The sequence below is a fragment of the Halobacterium sp. GSL-19 genome, from assembly GCF_016917855.1.
Taxonomy (GTDB): Archaea; Halobacteriota; Halobacteria; order Halobacteriales; family Halobacteriaceae; genus Halobacterium; species Halobacterium salinarum.
On the sequence record NZ_CP070377.1, the window covers coordinates 1,770,813 to 1,793,295 of the forward strand.

A 22,483-nucleotide genomic window follows, 5' to 3' on the forward strand; every position below is an offset into this window, starting at 1 on the left:
GGCGGCGAAAACCCCCCATTCGTGTGGGGTCGTGGTGCCGGAGGCCGGAGTGCTATACGCCGGCGGCTCGAACGGGTGGGTGATGTCGGACAACTGGGTGGTGACACCGGACTGGCTCGACGAACAGGACGACGCGTCGGTGCGTGTGGTGGACGTGCGCGACGCCTGGGAGTACGACGGCATCGGACACGTGCCGGGCGCGGTGAACGTGCCCTTCGATGCGTTCCGGAGCGCGGACGGTCCACAGGGGATGCTGCCGCCGGCCGAGGAGTGGGCGGCGGTGCTGTCGGCGGCGGGCGTCGAGCGCGGGGACACGCTGGTGGCGTACGACGACACCCACGGCGTGTTCGCGGCGCGGTTCCTCGTGACGGCGCTGTACCACGGGCACGACGACGTGGCGGTGTTGGACGGGGATTACAGCGCGTGGGTGCGCGAGCACGAAACCACGACCGGGACGCCGGAGGTGGAAGAAACGACGTACGAGCCCGGTGAGCGGGGCGTTGACGTGTTCGTGGGGACCGAGGCGGTGGCTGACGCGGCCGCCAGCGATGCGGCCGTGGTCGTTGACACGCGGGACCCGGCGGAGTTCGCCGACGGCCACATTCCGGACGCGGTGAACGTCACGTGGACGGCGTTCGTCGACGACGACACACGGGGGTTGAAATCCCGGGCGGCGATCGAGGACGTGCTGGCCGAGCACGGCATCACGCGCGAGGACCGGGTGGTGTTGTACTGCAACACGGCGCGCCGGATCAGCCACACGTTCGTGGTGTTGCGGTGGCTGGGGTTCACCGACGTGTCGTTCTACGAGGGGAGCGTGCGGGCGTGGACGGCGGCCGGCCGGTCGCTGGTGTAGCGCGGCCGACGGCCGGGTGTGGAGCGACGGGCTTAACCACAACCCTATTGAACAACCCGGTAATGAGACGCCGTGACTACCTGCGGGCGGTGGGTGGTGGGGCCACCGGAGTGGCTGCCGCAGGCTGCCTACAGATGGGCGGCAACAGCGCGGAGACGCTGCGGGTCGGAACCTACGACTCGTTCGTCGGCGAGGGGTCGGCGGGCCGCTGGCTGAAAGCGCAGTGGGAGGCCGACCACGAGACGACCGTGGAGTTCACCACGCCGACCGCCGGCGTCAACGAGTTCGTGAACAAGAAGCGCAACGGCGTGGGGATCGACGCCGATCTGTTCGTCGGCCTGAACACGGGGGAGCTGGTGCGCATCGACAACGAGCTCGGGGACGACACGCGGTTGTTCGACGGGCTGGCGGCCGACGTGTCCCGCAGCAGCGAGATCAAAGAGGCGCTTCACATCGACCCGGCGGGCCGCGCGCTCACCTACGACACCGGCTACATTTCGTTGGTGTACGACGGGACGGTCGTGGACGGCCCCGAGACGTTCGAAGCGTTGACGACCGAGCCGTACGCGGGGACGCTGCTCACGCAGACCGCCCAGAACAGCGACCCGGGGCGGGCGTTCCTGCTGTGGACGATCCACGAGTTCGGCCCGGACGGCTACCTGGACTACTGGACGCGCCTGGTGGACAACGACGTGCGCGTGCTCAACGGCTGGTCGGAGTCGTACACCGCGTTCACGGAGGGTGAGCGCCCGATGGTGGTGTCGTACTCGACGGATCGAGTGATCTACAACGACCCCGACGACCTCCCACACCACCGGGTGGGCTTCCTGAACGATCAGGGGTATATCAACCCCGAGGCGGTCGCGCGGTTCGCTGACACCGACACCCCGGAGGTCGCGGCGGAGTTCGTGGAGTTCATGCTGTCGCCGGAGCGCCAGCAGGGGATCGCGGAGCGGAACGCCCAGTTCCCGGCGACCGAAACCGCCAGCCTGCCGGCGGACGTCGCGGAGTACGGCTACGAGCCGCCGGAGCCGGTGCGGTTGACGTACGACGAGCTGGCTGGGAGCGTCGCGGAGTGGACGGAGACGTGGGGCCAGCGGATCGCCACGAACGTCGAATGAGGCGGCAGTCCGGCGTGAGCGTCGTCGACCGGTACGCGGTGCCGGCTGCGGGTGTGGCGACGCTTGCCGTGCTCGCGGTGGTGTTTTACTATCCGGTCGGCACCGTGTTCGCGGCGGCGCTCGGCCCCGACAACCCCGTGGTGGCGGTGCTCACGTCGGAGTTCTACATGGGCGCTGCCCACGGCGTGTTCGCACACCCGCTGTCGGTGCCGGGGGACGTGGCTGCGTGGGCGCGCGCGGTGGACGTGCGCGTCGGGTGGAGTGGGTGGCTGCCCGCGATCACGGTCGTGCATCCCGGTGTCAGCCTCGGGCTGGTGGGGTTCACGGCGTACCAGGCGGTGCTGTCGACGGTGGCGAGCGTGGCACTGGGGCTGCCGGGTGCGTACGTGCTTGCGCGCTTCGAGTTCCCTGGGCGGCGGACGCTGCGGTCGCTGACGATCCTGCCGTTCGTGTTGCCGTCGATCATGGTGGTGGTCGGGTTCGTGGCGACGTTCGGACAGCACGGCACGGTCAACGACGCGCTGGCAGCGCTGGGTGTCGGACGCGTCCAGTTCCTGTACACGCTGCAGATCGTGGTGGTCGCACACGCGTTCTACAACGCGCCGCTGGTCACGCGCATGGTGGCCTCGGCGTGGGAGACCGTCGACGCCAGCGCCGTGGAGACCGCGCGGTCGCTGGGGGCCAGTCCGCTGCGGGCGTTCCGTGACGTGGTGGTCCCGCAGTTGGTGCCGGCGATCGCCGCCAGCGCGCTGTTGACGTTCGTGTTCACGTTCATGTCGTTCCCCATCGTGCTGGCGTTGGGCGGGCTGAAGCTGGCGACCGTGGAGGTGTGGCTGTACGCCCGCATCCAGCAGTTCGACTACGGCACGGCGGCGGCGCTCGCGACGCTCGAAACCGGGCTCTCGCTGGCGTTGATGTACGTGTATCTGCGGTACGAGGGCCGGCAGTCGGCCGCGAGTGCCGGCGGCAGGTCCCGCCCCCGCAAGCGCCTGTTGGGGGCGTCGGGGGGCCGCGAGTGGGCGCTTCGGCTGGCGGGAGTGGGCTACGCGGTGGTGGTGGCGGTGGTGTTCGTCGCGCCCGTGGTGTCGATGGTGGTGGCGAGCGTGGGCGGGGTGACGGACCCGACGCTGCGGTGGTGGCGGTTCCTGGGCACGCGACAGGCCAGCGGCCGCACGCAGCCGGCGACCGCCGTCTGGTATTCGATCGTCTTCGGCGTGGGGGCGCTGGCGGTTGCGCTGCCGATGGGGGTGGTCGTGGGGGCGTTCTCGGCGCGGGGCGGCCGCGGGCGGCGGCTCGTGGACGCGGCGCTGATGGCGCCCGTCGCGGTGTCCGGGGTGGTCGTCGGCTTCGGACTGTTGCAGTCGCTCGCGTTCGGGGTCGACATCGCCGGCACGCGGGTGCAACTGGTTGGGCCGCTGGTGGTGGTGTGCGCGCACGCGATCGCGGGCTATCCGTTCGTGGTGCGGAACGTCGCGCCGATGCTGGCGGCGGTCGACAGCCGGGTGGTGGAGTCCGCGCGGGCGCTGGGTGCGAGCCGGGGGCGCGCGCTGTGGGACGTGGAGTTGCCGCTCGTGTGGCCGGGCGTGGTGGCGGGCGCGGCGTTCGCGTTCGCGATCAGCATCGGGGAGTTCGATTCGACGGTGATCCTGGCCAACGAGTCCGTGTACACGATGCCGGTGGCGCTCAAGCGGTTCCTGATCGATCGGACCGCGGGGCCAAGCACCGGCCCGGCGGCGGCGATGGGGACGGTGTTGTTGGTGGTGACGGCCGCCAGTTTCGTGGTGATCGACCGCGTCGGGGGTCGATATCAGCCATGACGAGCGTGGAGCTACAGGGGTTGGTGCGTGCGTTCGGGTCGACGACGACGGCGGTCGACGACGTCTCAGTCTCCATCGCCGACGGCGAGTTCTTCACGTTGGTGGGGCCGTCGGGCTGCGGGAAGACCACGACGCTGCGCCTGATCGCGGGGTTCGAGACGCCGGACCGCGGGGAGATCGTGTTCGGGGATCGGTCGGTGGGTGGGGTGCCGCCCGAGGACCGCGACGTGGGGATCGTGTTCCAGAGTTACGCGCTGTTCCCACACATGACCGTGCGCGAGAACGTCGCCTACGGCCTGCGGTTCCGGGAGCCACCGGGCGGGGCGTCGACCGAGGAGCGCGTCAGCGAGTTGCTGTCGCTGGTCGATCTGGCGGGCACCGGCGACCGGGAGCCGGCGGCGCTGTCCGGCGGGCAACAGCAGCGCGTGGCGCTAGCGCGCGCGCTCGCGCCAGGGCCGAGCGTGTTGCTGTTGGACGAGCCGATGAGCGCGCTGGATGCGCGGCTGCGCGACCGGCTGCGTGGCACGATCAAGGAGATCCAGCGCGAACTCGATATCACGACCGTCTACGTCACGCACGATCAGGCCGAGGCGTTGTCGATCTCCGACCGCGTGGCGGTGATGCGTGACGGTGCGGTGGTCCAGGTCGGCACGCCGGAGGCGGTCTACCGAGAGCCGTCCTCGCGGTTCGTCGCGGAGTTCGTCGGCGAGAACAACGTCGTGTCGGGGACGGCGGTTCCACTCGAAACAGGGGGGTCGAGTGTGTCAGTCAATGGCGTGACGTTCGAGCTGTCGGAGTGCGTGACGGGGGACGTCGCCGTCGGTCTGCGGCCGGAGGCGTTGTCCTTCGGTTCGGGTGGAGTCGGGTTCGATGTCACCGTCGAGCGCACGGCGTTCCGGGGTGACACCTACACGGTGTACTGTGACTGGGCCGGCACCGAACTGCTCGTCACCACGCCCGACCCGCCGGACCGCGGCCCGGCGACCGTGAGCGTTGCGTCCGGGGGCATCGACGTGCTTCCGGAGTAGCTGTCAGGGAGCCACGCCAACCGTCAACAGCGTGCCGAACGTGCGGTAGCGCTCGACCATGTCCGCGCGGCTGTCGAAGCCCTCGTGGGGGAACTCGCTGGCGGCGGGGATGTCGATCTCCGTGTCGGCGATCAGGTCCTGCGCGGCGACGTGCAGGCCCGCCCCCCGGAACGCCTCGCGGTACGTGGCGCGATCCCAGCGGGTCATCTCGACGCTGATGGAGTCCTGCCAGTCGTGGCTGTGGACGTTCTCCTCGTAGTAGTTCACGCCGCAGTAGAACGTCCCGCCGGACTTCAGGACGCGCCGGATCTCCGCGAGGGTTTCGCGGGGGTCGCTGGCGTAGTAGAACGCTTCGAAGCTGAACACGTGGTCGATGGCGTCGTCGGCGAACGGCAGGCTCCCGAAGTCACCGACGACGTACGCGAGGTCGTCGTCGTCGGTGTACGTGCGGGCGTTGGCCGCCATCTCGGGGGCACCGTCGAGGCCGTACCCGCGGGCGACGCCGCGCTCGCGGAGCGCGCGCACCGCGTACCCGCTGCCGGTCCCGAGATCGAGGACGGTGTCGTCGTCCTCGACGGGCATCCGCGCGAGCACGTCTTTGGCGGTGTGCCAGTGGCGGTCCTCCATGCCCTTGTCGCGGCCCGAGGCGGCCCACTCGTCGAACTCCTCGCGAACACTCATACGAGTGGCATGTACGCCGACCGGCAAAACGCCACCGGACGGCATTTGGCCGGTGGCCGCGAACGCACCACGAGATGAGTGGAAACCGGTACGCGTACGCGGACACCGTCCAGCAGGTCGTCGGCGGGGTCCTGCTGGCGGGGCCGTTTGTCGTCACCGAAGAAGTGTGGCTGCTTGCCAGCCGGATGCAGTGGTATCACAGCACCATCGTCGTGGGGGTCGTGGCGGCCATCGGGTACAGCGCGCTGTACACCGCCGACGACGGCCGCGACCCCGACCGGGAGGCCGACGTGGGCGGCGTTCCCGTGCGGTTCGTCTCCCTGATGGTGGTGTCGTTCGGGTCCGTGCTCGCGCTGTCGGTGGTGCTCACCGCACCCACGACGTTCGCCGCGGAACTCGGCGTCGGGTCCAGCGTGGCCGTGGTCGGCGTGTTGGCTGCCAAGGCGGCGTCGGTCAGCGCGCTGTTCAGCGTCGTGGGCGCGGCCACCGCCGACAGCCTGCTGTGAGCCGCCAGCGGTGGGGCGGGTCGCCGGCCATGCGGTGTGCACCCGTATGATTAAGATGACGGGTGCGCTTCGCCACGGTATGGACTACGAGCTCGCCATCGAGGGCACCCCGGACGCAGTGCCGGGCGGCACGGTCGCATTGCTCATTCATCCGTCCACCGGTGCGACCGACCGCATGGACACCGACTTCCTGAAAGCCGACACCGATCACTTCCTCGTGGTGTCGACGCGCACCACTGCCCGCGAGGTCACACAGAAACTCGAATACTACGACGTCGACGAGGACCGCGCGGAGATCCTGGACACGCTGTCCGTCGAACACGGCTACTCGCGGCGAGCCGCCTCCCACATCCGGTACGTCTCCCGGCCCGGGGACGTCGACGGGATCCTGGCGTCCATCGACGAGTTCCTCACCGACACCGACGGCAAGCGTCGGGTGAGCTTCGACTCGCTGACCGAGCTCGCGTACTACGCCGACGAACACCAGGCTCTCGATGCGTTGCAGCGGCTGCGTGGGATCGTGGAGCGCCACGACGCCACCGCCCTGGTGCACGTGTCCGCGGAGGTCCACGACGAGGACGCGCTGAGCCGGTTCCGCGACGCCAGCGATCTCGTCGTCGAACTCGACGCCGACGGCACCGTGAGAACGGACCGCTGACAGCCGCCTACGCGTCGGTGTCGGCCGCGAACAGCTTTTCGGCCCACGTGACGGCGTACTCGCTGCCGTGGCGTCGGAACGCCGGCGAGTCGAGCGCCGCGAACGGGGTGGGCACGTCGACATCGTGTTTGACGGCGCTGCACGCCAGTTCGGCGGCGTCGGCGAACGACGTGGTGCCGTGGGCGAGCTCGCCGGACAGCCCGTCGAGCCGCGGCCGAATGCGCTCGCCGGCGTCCACCCAGGCGTCGTACAGGCGGGGGAAGTCGGCGTCCCAGGTCTCGAACTCGGGGCGCGTGTGCAGCCCGCGGAACGCGGTTGCGGCGGCGGCGGCGGTCTGGTAGACCGCCACCGGGTCGCCGTCGACGGCCGCGGCGAACGCCGGATACGCCGAGCCGAAGAGCCCGAGGAACCGCTCGGGCAGTCCGAGACCGGCCGCGACCAGCGCCTCCGCGACGAGGAAGTCGGCGAACTCGCTGGGGGTGCCTTCGATGCGGGCTTTCACGAACACCACCGGCGGCTCTGTCTGGGTCGTCCACGCGACGGCACCGTCGCCGGGCATTCCAACGACGAACTCCCGGGTGGCCAGCTGTGTCAGCAACGCCGGGCTGTCGGCGGGCAGCCAGTCGGTGTCGTACTCGTGTGGCGTGAGATCGTCAATCACCGGGAGCACGTCGTCGCGGTGCTCGGGGGACAGCGTCTCGAAGTCCGCGTCACAGTCGAGGACGACGGCGTCCGGGGCGTAGGCGTCCCGGACGGCCGCGAGCTCGCCGTCGAGGGCGCGCTCGGTGAACATTACGCCACGTTCACCAGCACGAGCAGGGAGAGAACGGCGGCGATAGCGACGGTCGACACGACGACTTTCGTTGGCGTGCTCATGGAGTGACGTTCGGCGTCCATTCCTTAAATCCGTGGCGTTCGTGGGTGTCAGTCGGCGGCCGCGGTGGGGGTGCCGTACGCCCGCCAGGCGCCCGACCGGAAGCGCACGAAGTTGACCGCGGCGCGCGTGTACATGTCGCCGACGATCGCCAGGAAGATCGCGGCGAACCCCCAGCCGAGCCCGGGGGCCACGGTGAAACCGGGGATGGTGAGCACGCCCAACGCGATCGTCGGCGTGGTGACGGGGCCGACGGAGAGCGAGTGCACGGTGGCGTCGATCACCCACGGGCCGGCGGAGACGATCTGTCCGGGGTCGAGCGCCAGGAACGCCAGCGGGAGGCGGACGATGTACGTCCCGACCAGTCCGCCGTACAGCGGCCAACGGGTGTCGCCGGCCCCGCGGAGCGCGCCGCGGAGCGTGCGCGCCACGGAGAACCCGGCGACGCTGAGCCCGAAGATGCGGATGAACGTCACGGTCAGGGAGAACCGCTCGGGGGTGAACGCGGACGCGATGGGGCCCGCAGCCACGAACAGCAGCGCGCCGATGATGAGTTGGGTGGCCAGCGCGACGCGCAGCGTCTGCCAGCCGTAGGCGGCCGCCTCATCGGGGTCGCCGGCGCCGAGTTGCTGACCGACGAGCGTCGATGACGCCGTCGAATACCCCCACGCGGGCATCAACGCCAACAGCATCACGCGGCGGCCGATGGCGTAGGCGGCGACCACCTGGTGGCTGAACAGCCCGAGGACGAACAGGAACGGGAACCGGCCGAACGTCCGGGAGAGCCGGGTGCCCGCCAGCGGGAGGGAGACGCGAACGATCTCGCTGGCGACGCCCCAGTCCCACTGCTTGCCGCTGAACGAGAGGGTGACATCCCAGCGCCCGGAGAGCAGGACGGCGAAGAACACGATGCCGGCGACGGCGTTGGCGATCGCGGTCCCCCAGGCGGCGCCGACGACGCCCAGCTCGGGGAACACCCAGATCCCGAAGATGAGCACCGCGTTCAACGCGATGTTCGTGGGGAGGGTGATGAGCCGGACGTACATCGGCGTCCGGGTGTCGCCGGCGCCGGCGAGCGCCCGCGACGCCGTCATCCCCCAGAACCGGAACACGACGGTCAGCATCACCACGCGGAGGTACGCCGCACCCAACTCGATGATCTCGGGGTTGCTGTTGAGCAACCCGATCATCGAGTCGGCGTACACCCAGGTGCCGGCGGTGATGGGCAACGACACCAGCAACGCCAGCCACAGCGACTGCTTGATCGCGAAGTTGGCGCCGGCGTGGTCGTCAGCACCCTTGAACCGGGAGACGACACTGATCGTGCCGGACGTGAGCGCGAGCGCGAGCCCGAACGGAATGAAGTAGTACTGGAAGCCGATTTCGAGGGCGGCGACCGCGGTCGACCCAGTGGCAATACTCACCATGAAGAAGTCGGCGGTCCGCAGCAGCGTCCGGAGGCCGCCGGTTACCATCGCGGGGACAGCCAGATCGAAGGCCTCCTCGCCCCTGCGACGGTCGACGAGACCGAGACGCGCCAGGAACGCTGGGAACAGCGCCAGCAGTGCCTGCGCGCGGTTGCGAAGAGACATGTGTGTAGGCTGGCGGGCTACAGGGCAAAACAACTTCTGCACTCGGCAGCACTGCGGCGTGAAAACTACGGCGTGCGACCGTGAAACAGTCTCATACTACCGTTTCACGGTGTGGTCTGTCGGGCAGGACGCGGGTGGGACTGCGGGCTATTCGACGTCGGTCGGATCGGCTGCTTCCCAGGCGTCCGGAACCTCGATGACGTACTGGCCGTCCTCCTGGAGCGCGATGATGTACTCCTGGCGGTCGTACAGCTCCATGAGGTTGAGCTCGTACTGGCCGGGGGCGACGATGCGGATGGACTCGAACTGGTCGTTGAGTTCCTCGCGGAGGTCTTCCAGGTCGGGCTCCGCCTCGTCGGTGTCGGGCTCCTCGACGACGCGGCCGTCCGTGGGTTGGTCGGGAAGCGTGGACACGTCGACGACCTCGCTGCGGGCGGTTGCTTGCGCGCCGTCCTCGTCGTCGGGTGTTGCGGCGCGAACACCGGGGTCGGCGTCGGGTGCGGTCGCGCCCGGACTGTCGGCTGCCGGGTCGGACTGCGTGTCGTCCTCGTCGTCGGGTGTCGGATCGTCGGCGGGTGTGTCTGCCTCGGCGACGGCGTCACGGACGCGGTCGGCGGCGCGGCCGACAGCGCCCGAGACCGTGCTGGAGTCGGCGTCCGAGCCGTCGGATGGCGTGGGGTCATCGCTGGGACTGTCCGCAGGGATCTCGCTGGGATGGTACTGGAACTTGTTGCCGCCGCAGTCCGGACACCCCGACAGCATCTCCTTGGAGCCGTCCGCGAAGACGTGCCCGCAGTTCGTGCATTGGTGGGGCATTACTGGCGGGAGATGAGCGCGCTGATCAGCGTCTCATCCTTGTGGAGGGATTGGATCTGGTTCGCCGGCCCGATGACGGTCAGTTTCGACGTCTCCTGGGCACCCATGAGCCGCCCGAGGAGGGTGGTGTTCGAGGTTTCGGACTGGGGGAAGCTCTCGATCTCGATGCCGGAGAACCCGTCGGGGTTGATCTCGCTCATCGTGACTTCGATGAGCTTCGACTCCTCGTCGGGGGTCAGTCCGGACTCCAGGACGACGATGTCACCCTCCCGGACGCTGTCGAGGATGAGTCGGATCTTCTCCATGGAGGTCTTGCCGTTCATCCGCTCGGTGCTGATGAGGTCGACCTGAACGCCGTCCTGTGGTCCGTCGCCGCTGCTGCTGGTTGTTTCTGGCATGTGCGGTCACCCGAAGTACGCCGCGATCTTGTCGTAGACCTCGTCCATGTTCTCGCCCTCCAACGCCGACAGCGGGATCGTCTCGTGTTGGGGGAAGGCGTTGGACACGCGTTGGATGTTGGCGTCGTCCAGGTCGGTTTTGTTCGCGAGGATGAGCACGGGCAGATCTCGGCTCTCGATGATGCCGATGAGCATCGTGTTCACCTGCGTGAACGGGTCGTTGGTGGCGTCGAGCACGTAGATGACGCCGTCGACGTCCTCCCGCAGCCAGTGCATCGCCTCGGCGACGCCTTCGGTGGCCTCCCGAGAGCGCCGGACGGCCTCGTCTTTCTCCATGTCGTGGTCGAGGAACTGCGAGTAGTCGACTTTCGTCGTCACGCCGGGCGTGTCGACGATGTCAATGGTGACCGTCTTGCCGTTGCGCTCGATTTCGACGTTTTCCTTGCGGCGGGCGCGCCGCGTCTCGTGGGGAATGTGGCTCTCCGGACCGACGGCGTCACCCGTCCAGTCGCGGGCGATGCGGTTTGCAAGCGTTGTTTTCCCGGCGTTGGGCGGTCCATAAATCCCGATTCGTTTCGGCTCCGAGTCGTCGGCGAACAGACTCGCCGTGACCCGAGAGACGCTGTCGCGTAAGTCTGCGAACAGTCCCATCCTTGCTCTCCATTCGCACCCCATGCCTTGTATGTTTGACGCAGGACGTGTCTGGATGCGTATAAAACCCCAGTGAGAGGGCGTAAAATCCGTCAGACGAGGGTCTGACCGTGGTCAGATCGAACCCCGGCTCTGGGACTGACATCAAAACGAGAGTGCACCCCGTCAGCCACGATGTAGCCACACCCACGTCAGACGATATCAACACACACGAACATCCACAACCCCCCACCCCTTCGTTTCGGGTGGAACTCCAGAACAGGGACGGCCCCGACCCACCCGCCAGCCAAGATCAGCACCCAAACGCAACTAGAACTAGACAACTACCGTATTCTGCTTCTAGTTTTTGCTAGTTTGCGGTTATTGTTCTGATTGTAGGGACTTAGTAGTATCGCTACTCTAGAAGGGGGGTGGGGACCCCCCACCCCACAGAAGACTCTCGTTCCACTCGAAACGAAGGGGTGGGGGGTTGGCAGCCACGTTTGGCCCCAACCTCTGTTTCAGGTGGAACGGCGATTCATCGTCTTCCTCCGCGGGTCGCCCCGGCTGGTTCCGGACCGCATCTCTTCCCCCTCTAACCGGCGGGACATCGGATGGCGGGGGTCCTGGTATCGGGTTGCTGTGATCGTGCCTGCCCGGAAGCGTCCCCGCTATCGTAACTTATTAGTCCGACTCGGACCCACTGTTTCATCTGCATCAACTGGAACGCTGTCGGAGCGGGGACGCTATACCGCCCGCTGATGGCCTTGCTGGCCGTTCTCTCTTCCCGACTGCGTATTCCACCCGAAACAAGGGGGTGTGCGTGAATACATGACAGACGATCGGTCGACGGACGAACGGCGAACCGCGGACCGCGACTTCGAAGTCGACCTCGACGACGTCCTCGACGACGAGGACGACGACGAGGGACTCTTCGATGACCTGCTCAGCGGCGAGCCCATCTTCGAGAACAAAGAGGTCCTGCGGCCGTCGTACACGCCCCACGAACTCCCACACCGAAACGACCAGATCAACAACATGGCGACCATCCTGGTCGCGGCGCTCCGCGGTGAGACGCCGTCGAACATCCTCATCTACGGGAAGACGGGCACCGGAAAGACGGCCAGCGCGAAGTTCGTGAGCCAGGAGTTGGAGAAGACCTCCAAGAAGTACGACGTTCCCTGTGAGGTCGAATACATCAACTGTGAAGTCACGGACACCCAGTACCGGGTGCTCGCACAGCTCGCCAACACGTTCATCGATCAAAACCGGGCGTTCGTCGACGCCCGCATCGCCGACCTCTCGGACCTCCGGGCACAGGCCGACGACGACCCCAACGCACTCGAAATAGGGGGGTCGCCGGGAGACGATCGTACAGGCGACGAATCGAGTGAGGGCTCCGATGTTTCGGACAGCTTTTCGGATCTTCGGGAGCGCTTCGACTCCGTCGCGGAGATCGACGACCGCATCGACTCCCTGGAAGCCGACAAGGCCGAGATGGAACAGGTCCCCATGACAGGGTGGCCCACTGACCGCGTGTACGCGACGTTCTTCGACGCCGTCGACTACGTCGAGCGCGTCGCGGTCATCATGCTGGACGAGATCGACAAGCTCGTCGAGAAATCCGGCGACGATACGCTGTACAACCTCTCCCGCATGAACTCCGAGTTGGACAACTCCCGGGTGTCGATCATCGGCATCAGCAACGACCTGAAGTTCACCGACTTCCTCGACCCCCGTGTCAAGTCCAGCCTCGGCGAGGAGGAGATCGTGTTCCCGCCGTACGACGCCAACCAGCTGCGGGACATCCTCCAGCACCGGTCGGACGTCGCGTTCAAAGCCGACGCGCTCTCGGACGACGTCCTCCCGTTGTGTGCGGCGTTCGCCGCTCAGGAGCACGGCGACGCCCGTCGCGCCCTTGACCTGCTGCGGACCGCCGGCGAGCTCGCGGAGCGCGACCAGGCCGAAAACGTCACCGAGGACCACGTGCGCCGCGCCCAAGACAAGATCGAGCTCGACCGCGTCGTGGAGGTCGTCCGAACGCTGCCGACACAGAGCAAGCTCGTGCTCTACGCCATTCTCCTGTTGGAGGACAACGGCGTGCACAACGTCAACACGGGTGAGGTGTACAACATCTACAAGACGCTGTGCGACGAGCTCGACGCCGACGTGCTCACGCAGCGCCGGGTCACCGACCTCATCAGCGAACTCGACATGCTCGGCATCGTCAACGCCGTCGTCGTCTCGAAGGGCCGGTACGGCCGCACCAAAGAGATCTCGCTGTCGGTTCCGGTCGAGGAGACGGAGGCGGTCCTCGAAGCGGATTCGCGGCTCAGCGACATCGAAAACATCACGCCGTTCGTGCAGGCGCGCTTCGAGAACAATTAGTGGATGCTAGTCGCCGGCGGTCGCCCGTTCGCTGTGCTGTGACTGCCCCCGCACCGGGGTTGCGAGCTTGTACACTGCGTACACGAACAACACGAGCAGCGCCGCCAACACCAGCGCTGCCCGTACGTTCGGGGCGACCGCGGCCGCCGTCAGCACCTCGCCACTTTCCGTCGTCGGTACGTACGGCGGGCCCGCCAGGAACTCCACGAGGCCGCCGCCCACCACGCCGAGCACCATCAGTCCGCCGCTGAGTCCCATCACCGCCTTGTCGAGTGTGTCAGTCATGTCGTGTCACCGTGTTATCCGAGGAGGTATTTGAGCCGCGGTGCCCCCTGAACGAGGCCCGTGCGCTCGACGATGCTGTCCAGGCCGTAGTAGCGGCCGGCGCCGAACACGATGATCGTGGTGAACAACAGCAAGCCCATGAAGTCACTGTTGACCACCCCGTGTGCGTATTCGGCGTTCCCGATCCAGAACATGGTCATGAACATCACACCGCCGAACGACGCGAACCGCGTCAGGAGCCCGACGATGAGCGCCAGCCCGATCAGCGTCTCGAAGATCACGACCATCGGGCCGATGATGCCGGGGTAGCCCGCCAGCGTCGTACCGACGGGTGCCAGCACCGTTCCCGCCATCCCCTGCAAGTAGCCCGACGGATCGAACGTCAAGCCGCCTTCGAGCAGCTTCGTGAAGCCCGCGTGGAAGAACCACCAGCCAGTCAGCACGCGCACGACCGCGATCCAGTACGCCGGCCAGGTGCCGGCGGCTCCGTAGCCAGCGCCGGACTCCGTCCCCGCTCGTGTGTTGTATCCCATCGCGTTCACCTCGTGTCATCATCCACAGTCACATTACTTAAATGACAGACGTGGTTCCTGGCTCCTGGCGTCGGTTCTCAGCGCATGGGAAGCACCGGCCGGTCACAGCGGGATATGAAACGAGTTATACGCTGGGGTTCCCGAATGCCAGCATATCCATGCGCGCTCCCTTCGATTCGGACGACACTCCGGATCTCCAGGATGTCCTGGATGCGCTGGATGACGCGGGCTGTCGAGACATCATCGAAGCGCTCGACGAACCGCGCACCGCCAAGGAGATCTCCGACCGAAGCGGCGTCCCGATGTCCACGACCTACCGGAAGCTGGATCTGCTGACTGACGCGGCGCTGCTCGAGGAGCGCGCGGTCCTGCAGGACGACGGCCACCACACCACCGAATACGTGGTCGCCTTCGAGGACGTTGTTATCACCCTCGACGACGACGACCGCACGCTCGGTGTCGGCATCCACCGCCCGCCGACGTCGACCGACGAACGGCTCGAAACGCTGTGGACAGAGGTGAGCAAAGAAACATGATACACTACGAAGTCGTGGTCGCGCTGAAGACACTCACGCTGGCGCTCGGCGGTGCCGTCACGTATTTCGCCGCGAAGGCGTGGCGGCGCACGAGCTCGCCGGCGCTCCGGTCGTTGACGATCGGGTTCGGGTTCGTGACGCTCGGCTCGCTGCTGGCGGGGGGGATCGACGTGCTGTTGAACCTGCAAAGCAATTTCGCCGTGTTGACCGAGAGCGCGCTCACCGCGATCGGGTTCGCGGTGATCGTCTACTCGCTGTACGCCGAGTAGCCGGCTACGCCTGGCCCAGCGCGCGCTCGCCGCCGAGCGCCGCGCCGCCGGGGCGCTCCACGGTTGCCTCCCCGGAGATCACCAGCCGCACCCAGCCCGCGAACGGCACCCGGTACTCCGCGGTTCCCCGCACCCAGCCGGGCTTGACCGGCTCCGACAGCCCGGCCGACTGGTCGTAGTAGTTGTTCGATCTGTTGTTGTCGCCTTTCGTGATGAAGCCGGCGTGGGGTGCCGGACAGTTCCGCAGCTCGCTGCAGCTGTCCGCGGCGACGATCGACTCGTCCGCGCGGTCGTACCAGTTCTCCTCGTTGTCGACCCAGAACCGTGCGCGGTGAATGATCGGGACTGCCCTGCTGTTGCCGTCCGGTTCGTAGACGATCACGTCGCCGGTCCCCCCGATCTTCTCGTAGCCGTGGGCGGTCGCAGTCCTGTGCGGGACAACGCCCGTCTCGCCGGACGCGTACTCCGGGCTGAGGCGGTGTTCCTCCGTGACGAACACCAGATCCCCCTTCTGGAGGTTCGGCTGCATGCTGCCGGATTCGACCGCCACCAGTGGCGGCCACACACCGCTCACGGAGAACAACAACAGCCCGACCATCGACACCACGAGCAGACTCGAGAGGGCTTCCCGGACGAACAGCACGTCCGCCCGATCAGTCGACCAGAACCACCGGACTGCGGCCCGGGGGCCGTCGGTCGGATCGGGGACATCGTCGCCGGTCATTGCATACCGGTTCGGTCGTACCGCGTTTCAACGTTGCCCTCCCGTCGGTTCCGGTGCCGGCCCGCGGTCATCTCGCCATGCTTATCTCCTCGTCGCGCCTTCGAGTCCGGTGTGCCATTGGAGCCATCGGTGCGCGTGGTCCGCGAGTTGACGAGCCGCGGATACAACGCCGACCGGGAGGCGGTGACGCTGCTCGCGGGCGCTGACGACCCGGGTGCAGCAGTCGAGCGCGCGGTCGCCGCCGCCGCAGCGGACGCGGCGACGCTCACCGTCAGCGACGTTCGAGCGGTGCTCGATGCCCACACCGCTTCGAGTGCCGCGCAGACGTCCGCGCCGGCATCGACGCCTCCCGACGAGGCGACGACACACACCGATCCGTCGGCCACGGACACACCACCCAACCACGACGGCGGGCGCGCGGCCACCGCGGACGCGCGCAGCGTCGAGATCGACGGGGACATGACGGGCGCGTCCACGGGAACCGGCGAGTACCAGGACTTCGTGTCGGTGTTCCGCGACCGGTACGACCGCCTCGCCGCACAGCTCCGGGGTCGCGTCAACCACCGGCCGACCAGCGCGCTCGCCTCGATGCCCGGGGGCAGTGACGCCGCCATCGTCGGCATGGTCAACGACATCCGGTCGACCACCAGCGGCCATTGGCGCGTCGAGTTGGAGGACACCAACGGCGTCTTCCCGGTGCTCGTGTTGAAAGACCGCGACGTCTCGGATCTCGTCGACGACCTCCTGTTGGACGAGGTGATCGCCGTGTCGGGCACGCTGGCCGACGACGGCACCATCCTCTTCGCCGACGACATCTACTTCCCGGAGGTTCCCCGCACGTACTCGCCGAGCACCGCCGACCGCAGCGTGCAGGCCGCGCTCATCTCCGACGTGCACGTCGGCAGCCAGGAGTTCGCCGCCGACGCCTGGCGGTCGTTCGCCGACTGGCTGCACACGCCCGCCGCCGAGTCCGTGGAGTACCTGCTCATCGCCGGCGACATGGTTGAGGGCGTCGGCGTCTACCCCGGCCAAGACGAGGAACTCGACATCGTCGACATCTACGACCAGTACGAGACGTTCGCCGAACACCTCAAAGACGTGCCCGGGGACATGGAGATCGTGATGATTCCGGGCAACCACGACGCCGTCCGGCTCGCCGAACCGCAGCCGGCGTTCGACGAGGAGCTGCGGTCGATCATGCGCGCCCACGACGCCCGCATCACCAGCAACCCGTCGACGGTCACCATCGACGGCGTCTCGGTGCTGTTGTACCACGGGGTGTCCCTGGACGAGGTGATCGCCGAACACCCCAGCGACGACGTCACCTACGACGACCCCCAGAACGCGATGGAGCTCCTCCTGAAAAAGCGCCACGTCGCCCCGCCGTTCGGCGGCCGCACCCGGCTCGCGCCCGAGGCCGAGGATCACCTCGCCATCGACACCGTTCCGGACGTGTTCCACACCGGCCACGTCCACAAGCTCGGCGTCGGCATCCACCACAACGTCCGGCTTGTCAACTCCGGGTGCTGGCAACACCAGACGGCGTTCCAGGAGTCGGTGAACATCTCGCCGGACGTCGCCACCGCCCCCATCCTGGATCTGGACACCCTCGACATCACGGTGCACAAGTTCTCGTAGCCACGGCGGCGAGCCTTGCACCACCCGCCGTGTTTATGCCCGCGCGCGCCGACGCTCCCGTATGCGAGAGGACTTCCTGCTGTTGAATCCCGGCCCCGTTCCGGTCGCCCGCGAGGTACGCGAGGCGATGAGCGCGCCGATGGTGTCCCACCGATCGGCGGCCTTCGAGGCGGTCTACGAGCGCGCCCAGGAGCACGTCGAGTACGTCTTCGAGGAGTCGACGCCGTCCGGGGACACGACGTCTGCCGGCGGGACGGCGCTGTTGTTGAACGGCACCGCGACCATGGGCATGGAGGCCGCGGTCGGCAACCTCGTCGGGGGCGGCGGCGAGGTGGTGGCCGTGGTGAACGGGAAGTTCGGGCGGCGGTTCGCGCGCGTCGCCGAGCGGTACGCCGATGTCACGCGGGTGACCGCCGACTGGGGCGCGCCCGTGGACCTCGACGCCGTCGCCGACGCGGTCACCACCGAGACGGACGTGGTGACGATGGTGCACAACGAGACCAGCACCGGGCTGTTGAACCCCGTCGACGCGGTCGGCGATATCGCCGCCGACGCGGACGCACGCTACGTCGTCGACGGCGTCACGAGCATCGGCGGCGACGAGTTCCGGATCGACGACTGGGGCGTGGACATCGCGGTGACCGACGCCCAGAAGGCGTTGGCCGCACCGCCCGGGTTGAGCGCGGTGTACGTCACCGACGACGTGGTGCCGGCGTTGGACGGCGAGGCCGCGCCGTTCTACGAGGACATCGAGTGGCATCTGCGGAAAGCGGAGTCGAACCAGACGCCGTTCACGAGCGCCGTCCCCCTGTTCCGTGGGCTCGCGGCGGCCGCCGCGCGCATCCGCGAGGAGGGAATGGCCGACCGCATCGCCCGCCACCGCCGGCAGGCGGCGGCGTTCCGGGACGGGTTCCACGAGATGGGGTTGGCGTCGTTCCCGGAGTTGAACGACGCCGCGGCGTACTCGAACACGCTCACCGCCATCCGGCTGCCGGCGGGCGCGCGTGGCGCGGACGCCGCCGCGTTCATGGACGCCGTGACGGCGCGTGGCGTCTCGATCAGCGGCGGGCAGGGCCATCTCGGCGGCGAAATCTTTCGCGTGTCGAACATGGGCCAGCTCACGGCCCAACAGGTGGTTCGGGGCGTGCGCACTGTCGGTGACGCACTCGACGAGGTCGGGGTTGACGTGGCCGTTCACGACGGCGTGGCCGCCGCACGGGCAACGCTCGAACAGTAGGCGCGCTCGCTACTCGCGTCGGCGGTCCCGCAGCGCCAGCAGCGCGGGCAACGCGACGGCCGCAAGCACGAGTTCAGCGCCGCCCGCGATCGCGAACGCGTCCTGGAAGCCGCGGCGGTCGGCGATCCAGCCGCCACCCACGATGCCCGCCAAAAACCCCAGTGAGCCGGCGATGTTGAACCCCGCCATGTGGACGCCGCGCTCGGTGTCGGGCGCGATGTCGGTGACCAGCGCCATCGTGGCGGGTGCCATCAGCGCCCCCAGCACGCCGACCGTGACCATGCCGGCTTGTGCGACCCGCAGCCCGGGCGCGACCCCCACGCCGGCGACCGCGACGCCGTACAGCGCGGACCCGGCGGCGATGGGGATGGTGCGTCCGATGCGATCCGAGAGGCGGCCGAAGGGGTACTGCAGCAGGGCGAACGGCGCGAAAAACAGCGCGAGCGTGAGCCCGGTTGCGCCGGCGTCGAGGCCGAACCTGGACTGGAAGTACAGCGTCCCGACGAGCGCGAAGAACCCGGCGGTGAACCGGTCGATGAAGCCGAACGCGTACGGCACCAGGACCGCCGGCGTGTCACGCACCGCGAGCACGGCCGCGGACAGCCGCGACTGGGTGGTGGTGGGGGCGTTGTCCGGGAGCCGGGCGGTGACGGCGGCGGCGACGGCGAGCGCGACGCTCCCGACGACCAGTGGGGCGCGCGGCGCGAGTTCGGTGAGCTGGCCGCCGATGGGCGCGCCCAGTGCGGTGCCCAGCCCGATGGCGATGCCGGCCGCCCCCATGTCCGCCCCGTGGTCGGCCGAGAGATCCATGAGCATCGTCATCGCCAGCGAGAACGCGCCGATCGTGGCCGCGCCCTGTGCGACGCGCAACGCGAGCGCGCCGCCGAGCCCGAGGGGGGACACAGCGAGCACGGCGTAGCCGAGGCTGCCGGCGGCGGCACCCGCGGCGATGAACGGGGTGCGGCGGCCGGCGCGGTCGCTTGCGGCCCCCCAGACGCCGGCGAACGCGACGAACGCGCCGAACTCGGCGGCGAGAAACCACCGGCTCGCGGTCTCCGGGGCGGCCGCGCCGTAGGCTTCGACGAGGTCGGTCGCGCCCGGATAGACGAGCACCTGTGCGAACAGCACTGCGAACACGACCGAGGCTAAGGCGGCGCGCTCCCGGGTGGCCATTCGGCGAGGGTTGGGATCGAAGCATCAAGAGCGCGGCGGCTGTGGCGGAACCCGCCCGGGCGGTCGCCTCTCGTGTGGCCCGCGGCGCGATGGCGGCGGCCCTTGCCGTGATTGCTGTGCATAATACGGTGGCGAAAAATTACTATTAAGTATGCACCGACGGGGGACCGATGCCGACCACTGAGCTCGACGGGTTCACCTTTGCCTGCGGTGACACCGTCGACAGCCTCACCGTCGCCTACCGCACGTACGGCGACTACACCGGCTCGAACGCGGTGCTGGTCTGTCACGCGCTCACCGGCAGCCAGCACGTCCGCGGGCGCGCCGACGGCGACGATCGAGGCTGGTGGCCGGACATCGTCGGCCCCGGACGCCCCATCGACACCACCGAGTACTTCGTCGTCTGCGCGAACGTGCCCGGCTCCTGCCACGGGACCGACGGTCCGCCGGCCGACGGCCCCGGCGGCGACCCCTGGGGCACCGCCTTTCCCCCCGTCACCGTCCCGGACTGGACACGCTGCCAGCGCCGCCTCCTCGACACCCTCGGCGTCGACCGCCTGCACGCCGTCGTCGGCGGGAGCGTCGGCGGCATGAACGCCCTCGATTGGGCGCGGCGCTACCCCGACGACGTACACCGGATCGCCGCCGTCGCCACCGCACCACGCCTCGACGCCCAATGCCTCGGCTTGAACGCCATCGCACGCCGCGCCATCCGCAGTGACCCGAACTGGAACGACGGCGACTACTACGGCGGCGCACACCCCGACCGGGGACTGGCGCTCGCCAGACAGCTCGGCCACGTGATGTACCTCTCGAAGGCGTCGATGGCCGACAAGTTCGGCCGCCGGACCGCCACCACCGACACCGCCCTCCCCGCCGACCCCGCGGCCGAGTTCTTCGCCACCCGGGACGTCGAATCCTACCTCGACTACCAGGCCGACACGTTCGTGGCCCGCTTCGACGCCAACAGCTACCTCTACCTGCTGCGCGCCATGGACGCCTACGACCTCGCGGCAGGGCGGCCCTCCGTCGCCGACGCGCTGGCGGCCTTCGACGGCGACGCGCTCGTGCTGTCGTTCACCGGGGACTGGCATTTCACCGCCGCACAGAGCGCGACCGTCGCCGACGCCTTCCGGGCGGGCGGCGCCGCCGGCGTCGCCCACCACGTCGTCGACTCCGACTACGGCCACGACGCGTTCCTCGTCGACTCCGCGGCCGTCGGCCCGCCGCTGGCGGACTTCCTCGCCGCCGGCACCGACGGGGCGGCGGTCACCGACGCCACCGGCGGTGTGTGACACTCCCGAAGCCCGGCAGCACCTGCAGGTGTCGGCGCGGTTTATACCACTGGTGCCGTACCCCCAGTCATGGGCCACGACCACGGACTCCACACCAACAGTGTACACGCCGGCCAGCGCGTCGACCCGGCCACGGGCGCTCGCGCGCCGCCGCTCTACCAGACCACGTCGTACGCCTTCGAGGACAGCGCCGACGCCGCCGGCCAGTTCGCCCTTGAGCGGGACGGCTACATCTACTCGCGGCTGATGAACCCCACCGTGGAGACCCTCCAGGACCGCCTCGCAGCCCTCGAAGGCGGCGTCGGCGCGGTCGCCACCGCGTCCGGAATGGCCGCCCTGGATCTCGCGACGTTCCTGCTGGCACGCGCCGGCGACTCCGTCGTCGCCGCCAGCGACCTCTACGGCGGCACCGTGACGTACCTCACGCACAGCGCCCAGCGCCGCGGCGTCGACACGACGTTCGTGGACGTCCTCGACTACGACGCCTACGCCGACGCCATCGACGCCGACACCGCCTACGTGCTCGTCGAAACCGTCGGCAACCCCAGCCTGATCACGCCCGACCTCGAACGCATCGCCGACATCGCCCACGACAACGGCGTTCCCCTGCTGGTGGACAACACGTTCGCGACCCCCGCGCTGGCAACCCCGATCGACCACGGTGCCGACATCGTCTGGCACTCCACCACCAAATGGATCCACGGTGCCGGCACCACCGTCGGCGGCGCGCTCGTCGACGCCGGCAGCTTCGACTGGGACGCCCACGCCGCCGACTACCCCGAGATCGCCCAGGAAAACCCCGCCTACCACGGCGTGACCTTCACCGATCGCTTCGGGGACGCCGCGTTCACGTACGCCGCCATCGCCCGCGGGCTGCGCGATCTGGGCAACCAGCAGTCGCCGTTCGACGCCTGGCAAACCCTCCAGAAGCTCGAAACGCTCCCGCTGCGCATGCAACAACACTGCCGGAACGCCCAGCTCGTCGCCGAACACCTCCGGGACCACCCCAACGTGTCGTGGGTCAACTACCCCGGACTGGCCGACCACGACACCCACGACAACGCGACCACCTACCTCGATTCGGGCTACGGAGGCATGCTCACGTTCGGCGTCGAGGACGGCTACGACGCCGCCCAAGCGGTCACCGAGGAGACCACGCTTGCCAGCCTGCTGGCGAACGTCGGCGACGCCAAAACGCTCGTGATCCATCCCGCCTCCACCACCCACCAGCAGCTCACCCCCGAAGCCCAGCGCGCCGGCGGTGTGCGCCCCGAGATGGTGCGGGTGTCGGTCGGCATCGAGGACCCCGCCGACATCGTCGCGGACCTCGAAACCGCCATCGAGGCCGCGGTCGGGTCGGCGTAGCGCCGCCCCGCCACGCCGCCGTGGACTGACCACCACCGCATAACACGCCACACCTCCTACGGT

General features: G+C 68.5%; 23 protein-coding genes. 13 read left to right on the plus strand and 10 right to left on the minus strand.

The window, feature by feature from the left end; all coding sequences use genetic code 11:
• Positions 1-82 precede the first annotated feature (82 nt).
• The 4 genes from JT689_RS11120 to JT689_RS11135 all read left to right on the plus strand — a co-directional run bounded on the left by JT689_RS11120 (position 83) and on the right by JT689_RS11135 (position 4,822).
• The gene (locus JT689_RS11120) at positions 83-856 is read left to right on the plus strand and encodes a sulfurtransferase (protein ID WP_205251238.1); all 774 of its coding nucleotides are present in this window, start codon (positions 83-85) and stop codon (positions 854-856) included.
• A 62-nt stretch (positions 857-918) separates the two neighbouring features.
• Positions 919-1,977 (plus strand): thiamine ABC transporter substrate binding subunit, encoded by a 1,059-nt coding sequence (locus JT689_RS11125; RefSeq protein ID WP_205251239.1) that lies wholly within the window; start codon positions 919-921, stop codon positions 1,975-1,977.
• A complete protein-coding gene (locus JT689_RS11130; protein WP_205251240.1) occupies positions 1,974-3,794 on the plus strand; it encodes an iron ABC transporter permease in 1,821 nt (606 codons plus the stop codon). The genes JT689_RS11125 and JT689_RS11130 overlap by 4 nt, the downstream gene beginning before the upstream one ends.
• The gene (locus tag JT689_RS11135) at positions 3,791-4,822 is read left to right on the plus strand and encodes an ABC transporter ATP-binding protein (protein WP_136361658.1); all 1,032 of its coding nucleotides are present in this window, start codon (positions 3,791-3,793) and stop codon (positions 4,820-4,822) included. Before JT689_RS11130 ends, JT689_RS11135 begins: the two co-directional genes overlap by 4 nt.
• 3 nt (positions 4,823-4,825) lie before the next feature.
• Here JT689_RS11135 and JT689_RS11140 read toward each other — a convergent pair whose 3' ends face one another.
• Positions 4,826-5,503 carry a class I SAM-dependent methyltransferase gene (locus JT689_RS11140; RefSeq protein WP_012289497.1) on the minus strand — a complete coding sequence of 226 codons (678 nt, stop codon included), beginning with the start codon at positions 5,501-5,503 and terminating at the stop codon, positions 4,826-4,828.
• A gap of 74 nt (positions 5,504-5,577) precedes the next feature.
• Here JT689_RS11140 and JT689_RS11145 point away from each other — a divergent pair, with 74 nt between their 5' ends.
• On the plus strand, positions 5,578-6,009 hold the full coding sequence (locus JT689_RS11145) for a DUF2391 family protein (protein WP_205251241.1): 432 nt from the start codon (positions 5,578-5,580) through the stop codon (positions 6,007-6,009).
• 79 nt (positions 6,010-6,088) lie between these two features.
• Positions 6,089-6,667, plus strand: a complete 579-nt coding sequence (locus tag JT689_RS11150) for a hypothetical protein (RefSeq protein ID WP_136361661.1) — start codon at positions 6,089-6,091, stop codon at positions 6,665-6,667.
• Positions 6,668-6,674: 7 nt separating this feature from the next.
• Here the strand turns inward: JT689_RS11150 and JT689_RS11155 are convergent, their stop codons facing one another.
• The 5 genes from JT689_RS11155 to JT689_RS11175 form a co-directional block, all read right to left on the minus strand.
• Complete coding sequence (locus tag JT689_RS11155; protein WP_010903794.1) at positions 6,675-7,460, minus strand: hypothetical protein; 786 nt, start codon at positions 7,458-7,460, stop codon at positions 6,675-6,677.
• A gap of 131 nt (positions 7,461-7,591) precedes the next feature.
• The gene (locus JT689_RS11160; RefSeq protein WP_205251242.1) at positions 7,592-9,133 is read right to left on the minus strand and encodes an MATE family efflux transporter; all 1,542 of its coding nucleotides are present in this window, start codon (positions 9,131-9,133) and stop codon (positions 7,592-7,594) included.
• A 147-nt stretch (positions 9,134-9,280) separates the two neighbouring features.
• Positions 9,281-9,949: a Zn-ribbon domain-containing protein gene (locus tag JT689_RS11165; protein ID WP_205251243.1), complete on the minus strand. Its 669-nt coding sequence runs from the start codon at positions 9,947-9,949 to the stop codon at positions 9,281-9,283.
• Positions 9,949-10,347 carry a DUF2073 domain-containing protein gene (locus JT689_RS11170; RefSeq protein ID WP_012289500.1) on the minus strand — a complete coding sequence of 133 codons (399 nt, stop codon included), beginning with the start codon at positions 10,345-10,347 and terminating at the stop codon, positions 9,949-9,951. The genes JT689_RS11165 and JT689_RS11170 overlap by 1 nt, the downstream gene beginning before the upstream one ends.
• Before the next feature lie 6 nt (positions 10,348-10,353).
• On the minus strand, positions 10,354-10,998 hold the full coding sequence (locus tag JT689_RS11175) for an Era-like GTP-binding protein (protein WP_012289501.1): 645 nt from the start codon (positions 10,996-10,998) through the stop codon (positions 10,354-10,356).
• An 810-nt stretch (positions 10,999-11,808) separates the two neighbouring features.
• Between JT689_RS11175 and orc7 the strand changes: the two genes are divergently transcribed.
• Positions 11,809-13,365 (plus strand): DNA replication protein Orc7, encoded by a 1,557-nt coding sequence (orc7, locus tag JT689_RS11180; RefSeq protein WP_205251244.1) that lies wholly within the window; start codon positions 11,809-11,811, stop codon positions 13,363-13,365.
• A gap of 6 nt (positions 13,366-13,371) precedes the next feature.
• Here the strand turns inward: orc7 and JT689_RS11185 are convergent, their stop codons facing one another.
• Both JT689_RS11185 and JT689_RS11190 read right to left on the minus strand, forming a co-directional pair.
• Positions 13,372-13,650: a hypothetical protein gene (locus JT689_RS11185; RefSeq protein ID WP_010903801.1), complete on the minus strand. Its 279-nt coding sequence runs from the start codon at positions 13,648-13,650 to the stop codon at positions 13,372-13,374.
• Positions 13,651-13,664: 14 nt separating this feature from the next.
• Complete coding sequence (locus JT689_RS11190) at positions 13,665-14,183, minus strand: DoxX family protein (protein WP_205251245.1); 519 nt, start codon at positions 14,181-14,183, stop codon at positions 13,665-13,667.
• A gap of 158 nt (positions 14,184-14,341) precedes the next feature.
• On the opposite strand from JT689_RS11190, the gene JT689_RS11195 reads away from it, so the two are divergent.
• Complete coding sequence (locus JT689_RS11195; protein ID WP_205251246.1) at positions 14,342-14,719, plus strand: helix-turn-helix domain-containing protein; 378 nt, start codon at positions 14,342-14,344, stop codon at positions 14,717-14,719.
• Positions 14,716-14,988, plus strand: coding sequence for a hypothetical protein (locus tag JT689_RS11200; RefSeq protein WP_010903804.1), 273 nt, complete (start codon positions 14,716-14,718; stop codon positions 14,986-14,988). Before JT689_RS11195 ends, JT689_RS11200 begins: the two co-directional genes overlap by 4 nt.
• 4 nt (positions 14,989-14,992) lie before the next feature.
• Here JT689_RS11200 and JT689_RS11205 read toward each other — a convergent pair whose 3' ends face one another.
• Positions 14,993-15,712, minus strand: a complete 720-nt coding sequence (locus JT689_RS11205; protein ID WP_205251247.1) for a S26 family signal peptidase — start codon at positions 15,710-15,712, stop codon at positions 14,993-14,995.
• 111 nt (positions 15,713-15,823) lie between these two features.
• On the opposite strand from JT689_RS11205, the gene JT689_RS11210 reads away from it, so the two are divergent.
• Both JT689_RS11210 and JT689_RS11215 read left to right on the plus strand, forming a co-directional pair.
• On the plus strand, positions 15,824-17,350 hold the full coding sequence (locus JT689_RS11210; protein ID WP_012289503.1) for a DNA-directed DNA polymerase II small subunit: 1,527 nt from the start codon (positions 15,824-15,826) through the stop codon (positions 17,348-17,350).
• Between the two features lie 61 nt (positions 17,351-17,411).
• Entirely contained in the window at positions 17,412-18,587 is a 1,176-nt protein-coding gene (locus JT689_RS11215) for an alanine--glyoxylate aminotransferase family protein (RefSeq protein ID WP_205251248.1), read from the plus strand.
• Positions 18,588-18,596: 9 nt separating this feature from the next.
• Here the strand turns inward: JT689_RS11215 and JT689_RS11220 are convergent, their stop codons facing one another.
• On the minus strand, positions 18,597-19,760 hold the full coding sequence (locus JT689_RS11220) for an MFS transporter (protein ID WP_205251249.1): 1,164 nt from the start codon (positions 19,758-19,760) through the stop codon (positions 18,597-18,599).
• Positions 19,761-19,930: 170 nt separating this feature from the next.
• Between JT689_RS11220 and metX the strand changes: the two genes are divergently transcribed.
• Both metX and JT689_RS11230 read left to right on the plus strand, forming a co-directional pair.
• A complete protein-coding gene (metX, locus tag JT689_RS11225; protein WP_205251250.1) occupies positions 19,931-21,055 on the plus strand; it encodes a homoserine O-acetyltransferase in 1,125 nt (374 codons plus the stop codon).
• Between the two features lie 69 nt (positions 21,056-21,124).
• The gene (locus tag JT689_RS11230) at positions 21,125-22,420 is read left to right on the plus strand and encodes an O-acetylhomoserine aminocarboxypropyltransferase/cysteine synthase family protein (protein ID WP_205251251.1); all 1,296 of its coding nucleotides are present in this window, start codon (positions 21,125-21,127) and stop codon (positions 22,418-22,420) included.
• Positions 22,421-22,483: the final 63 nt, after the last annotated feature.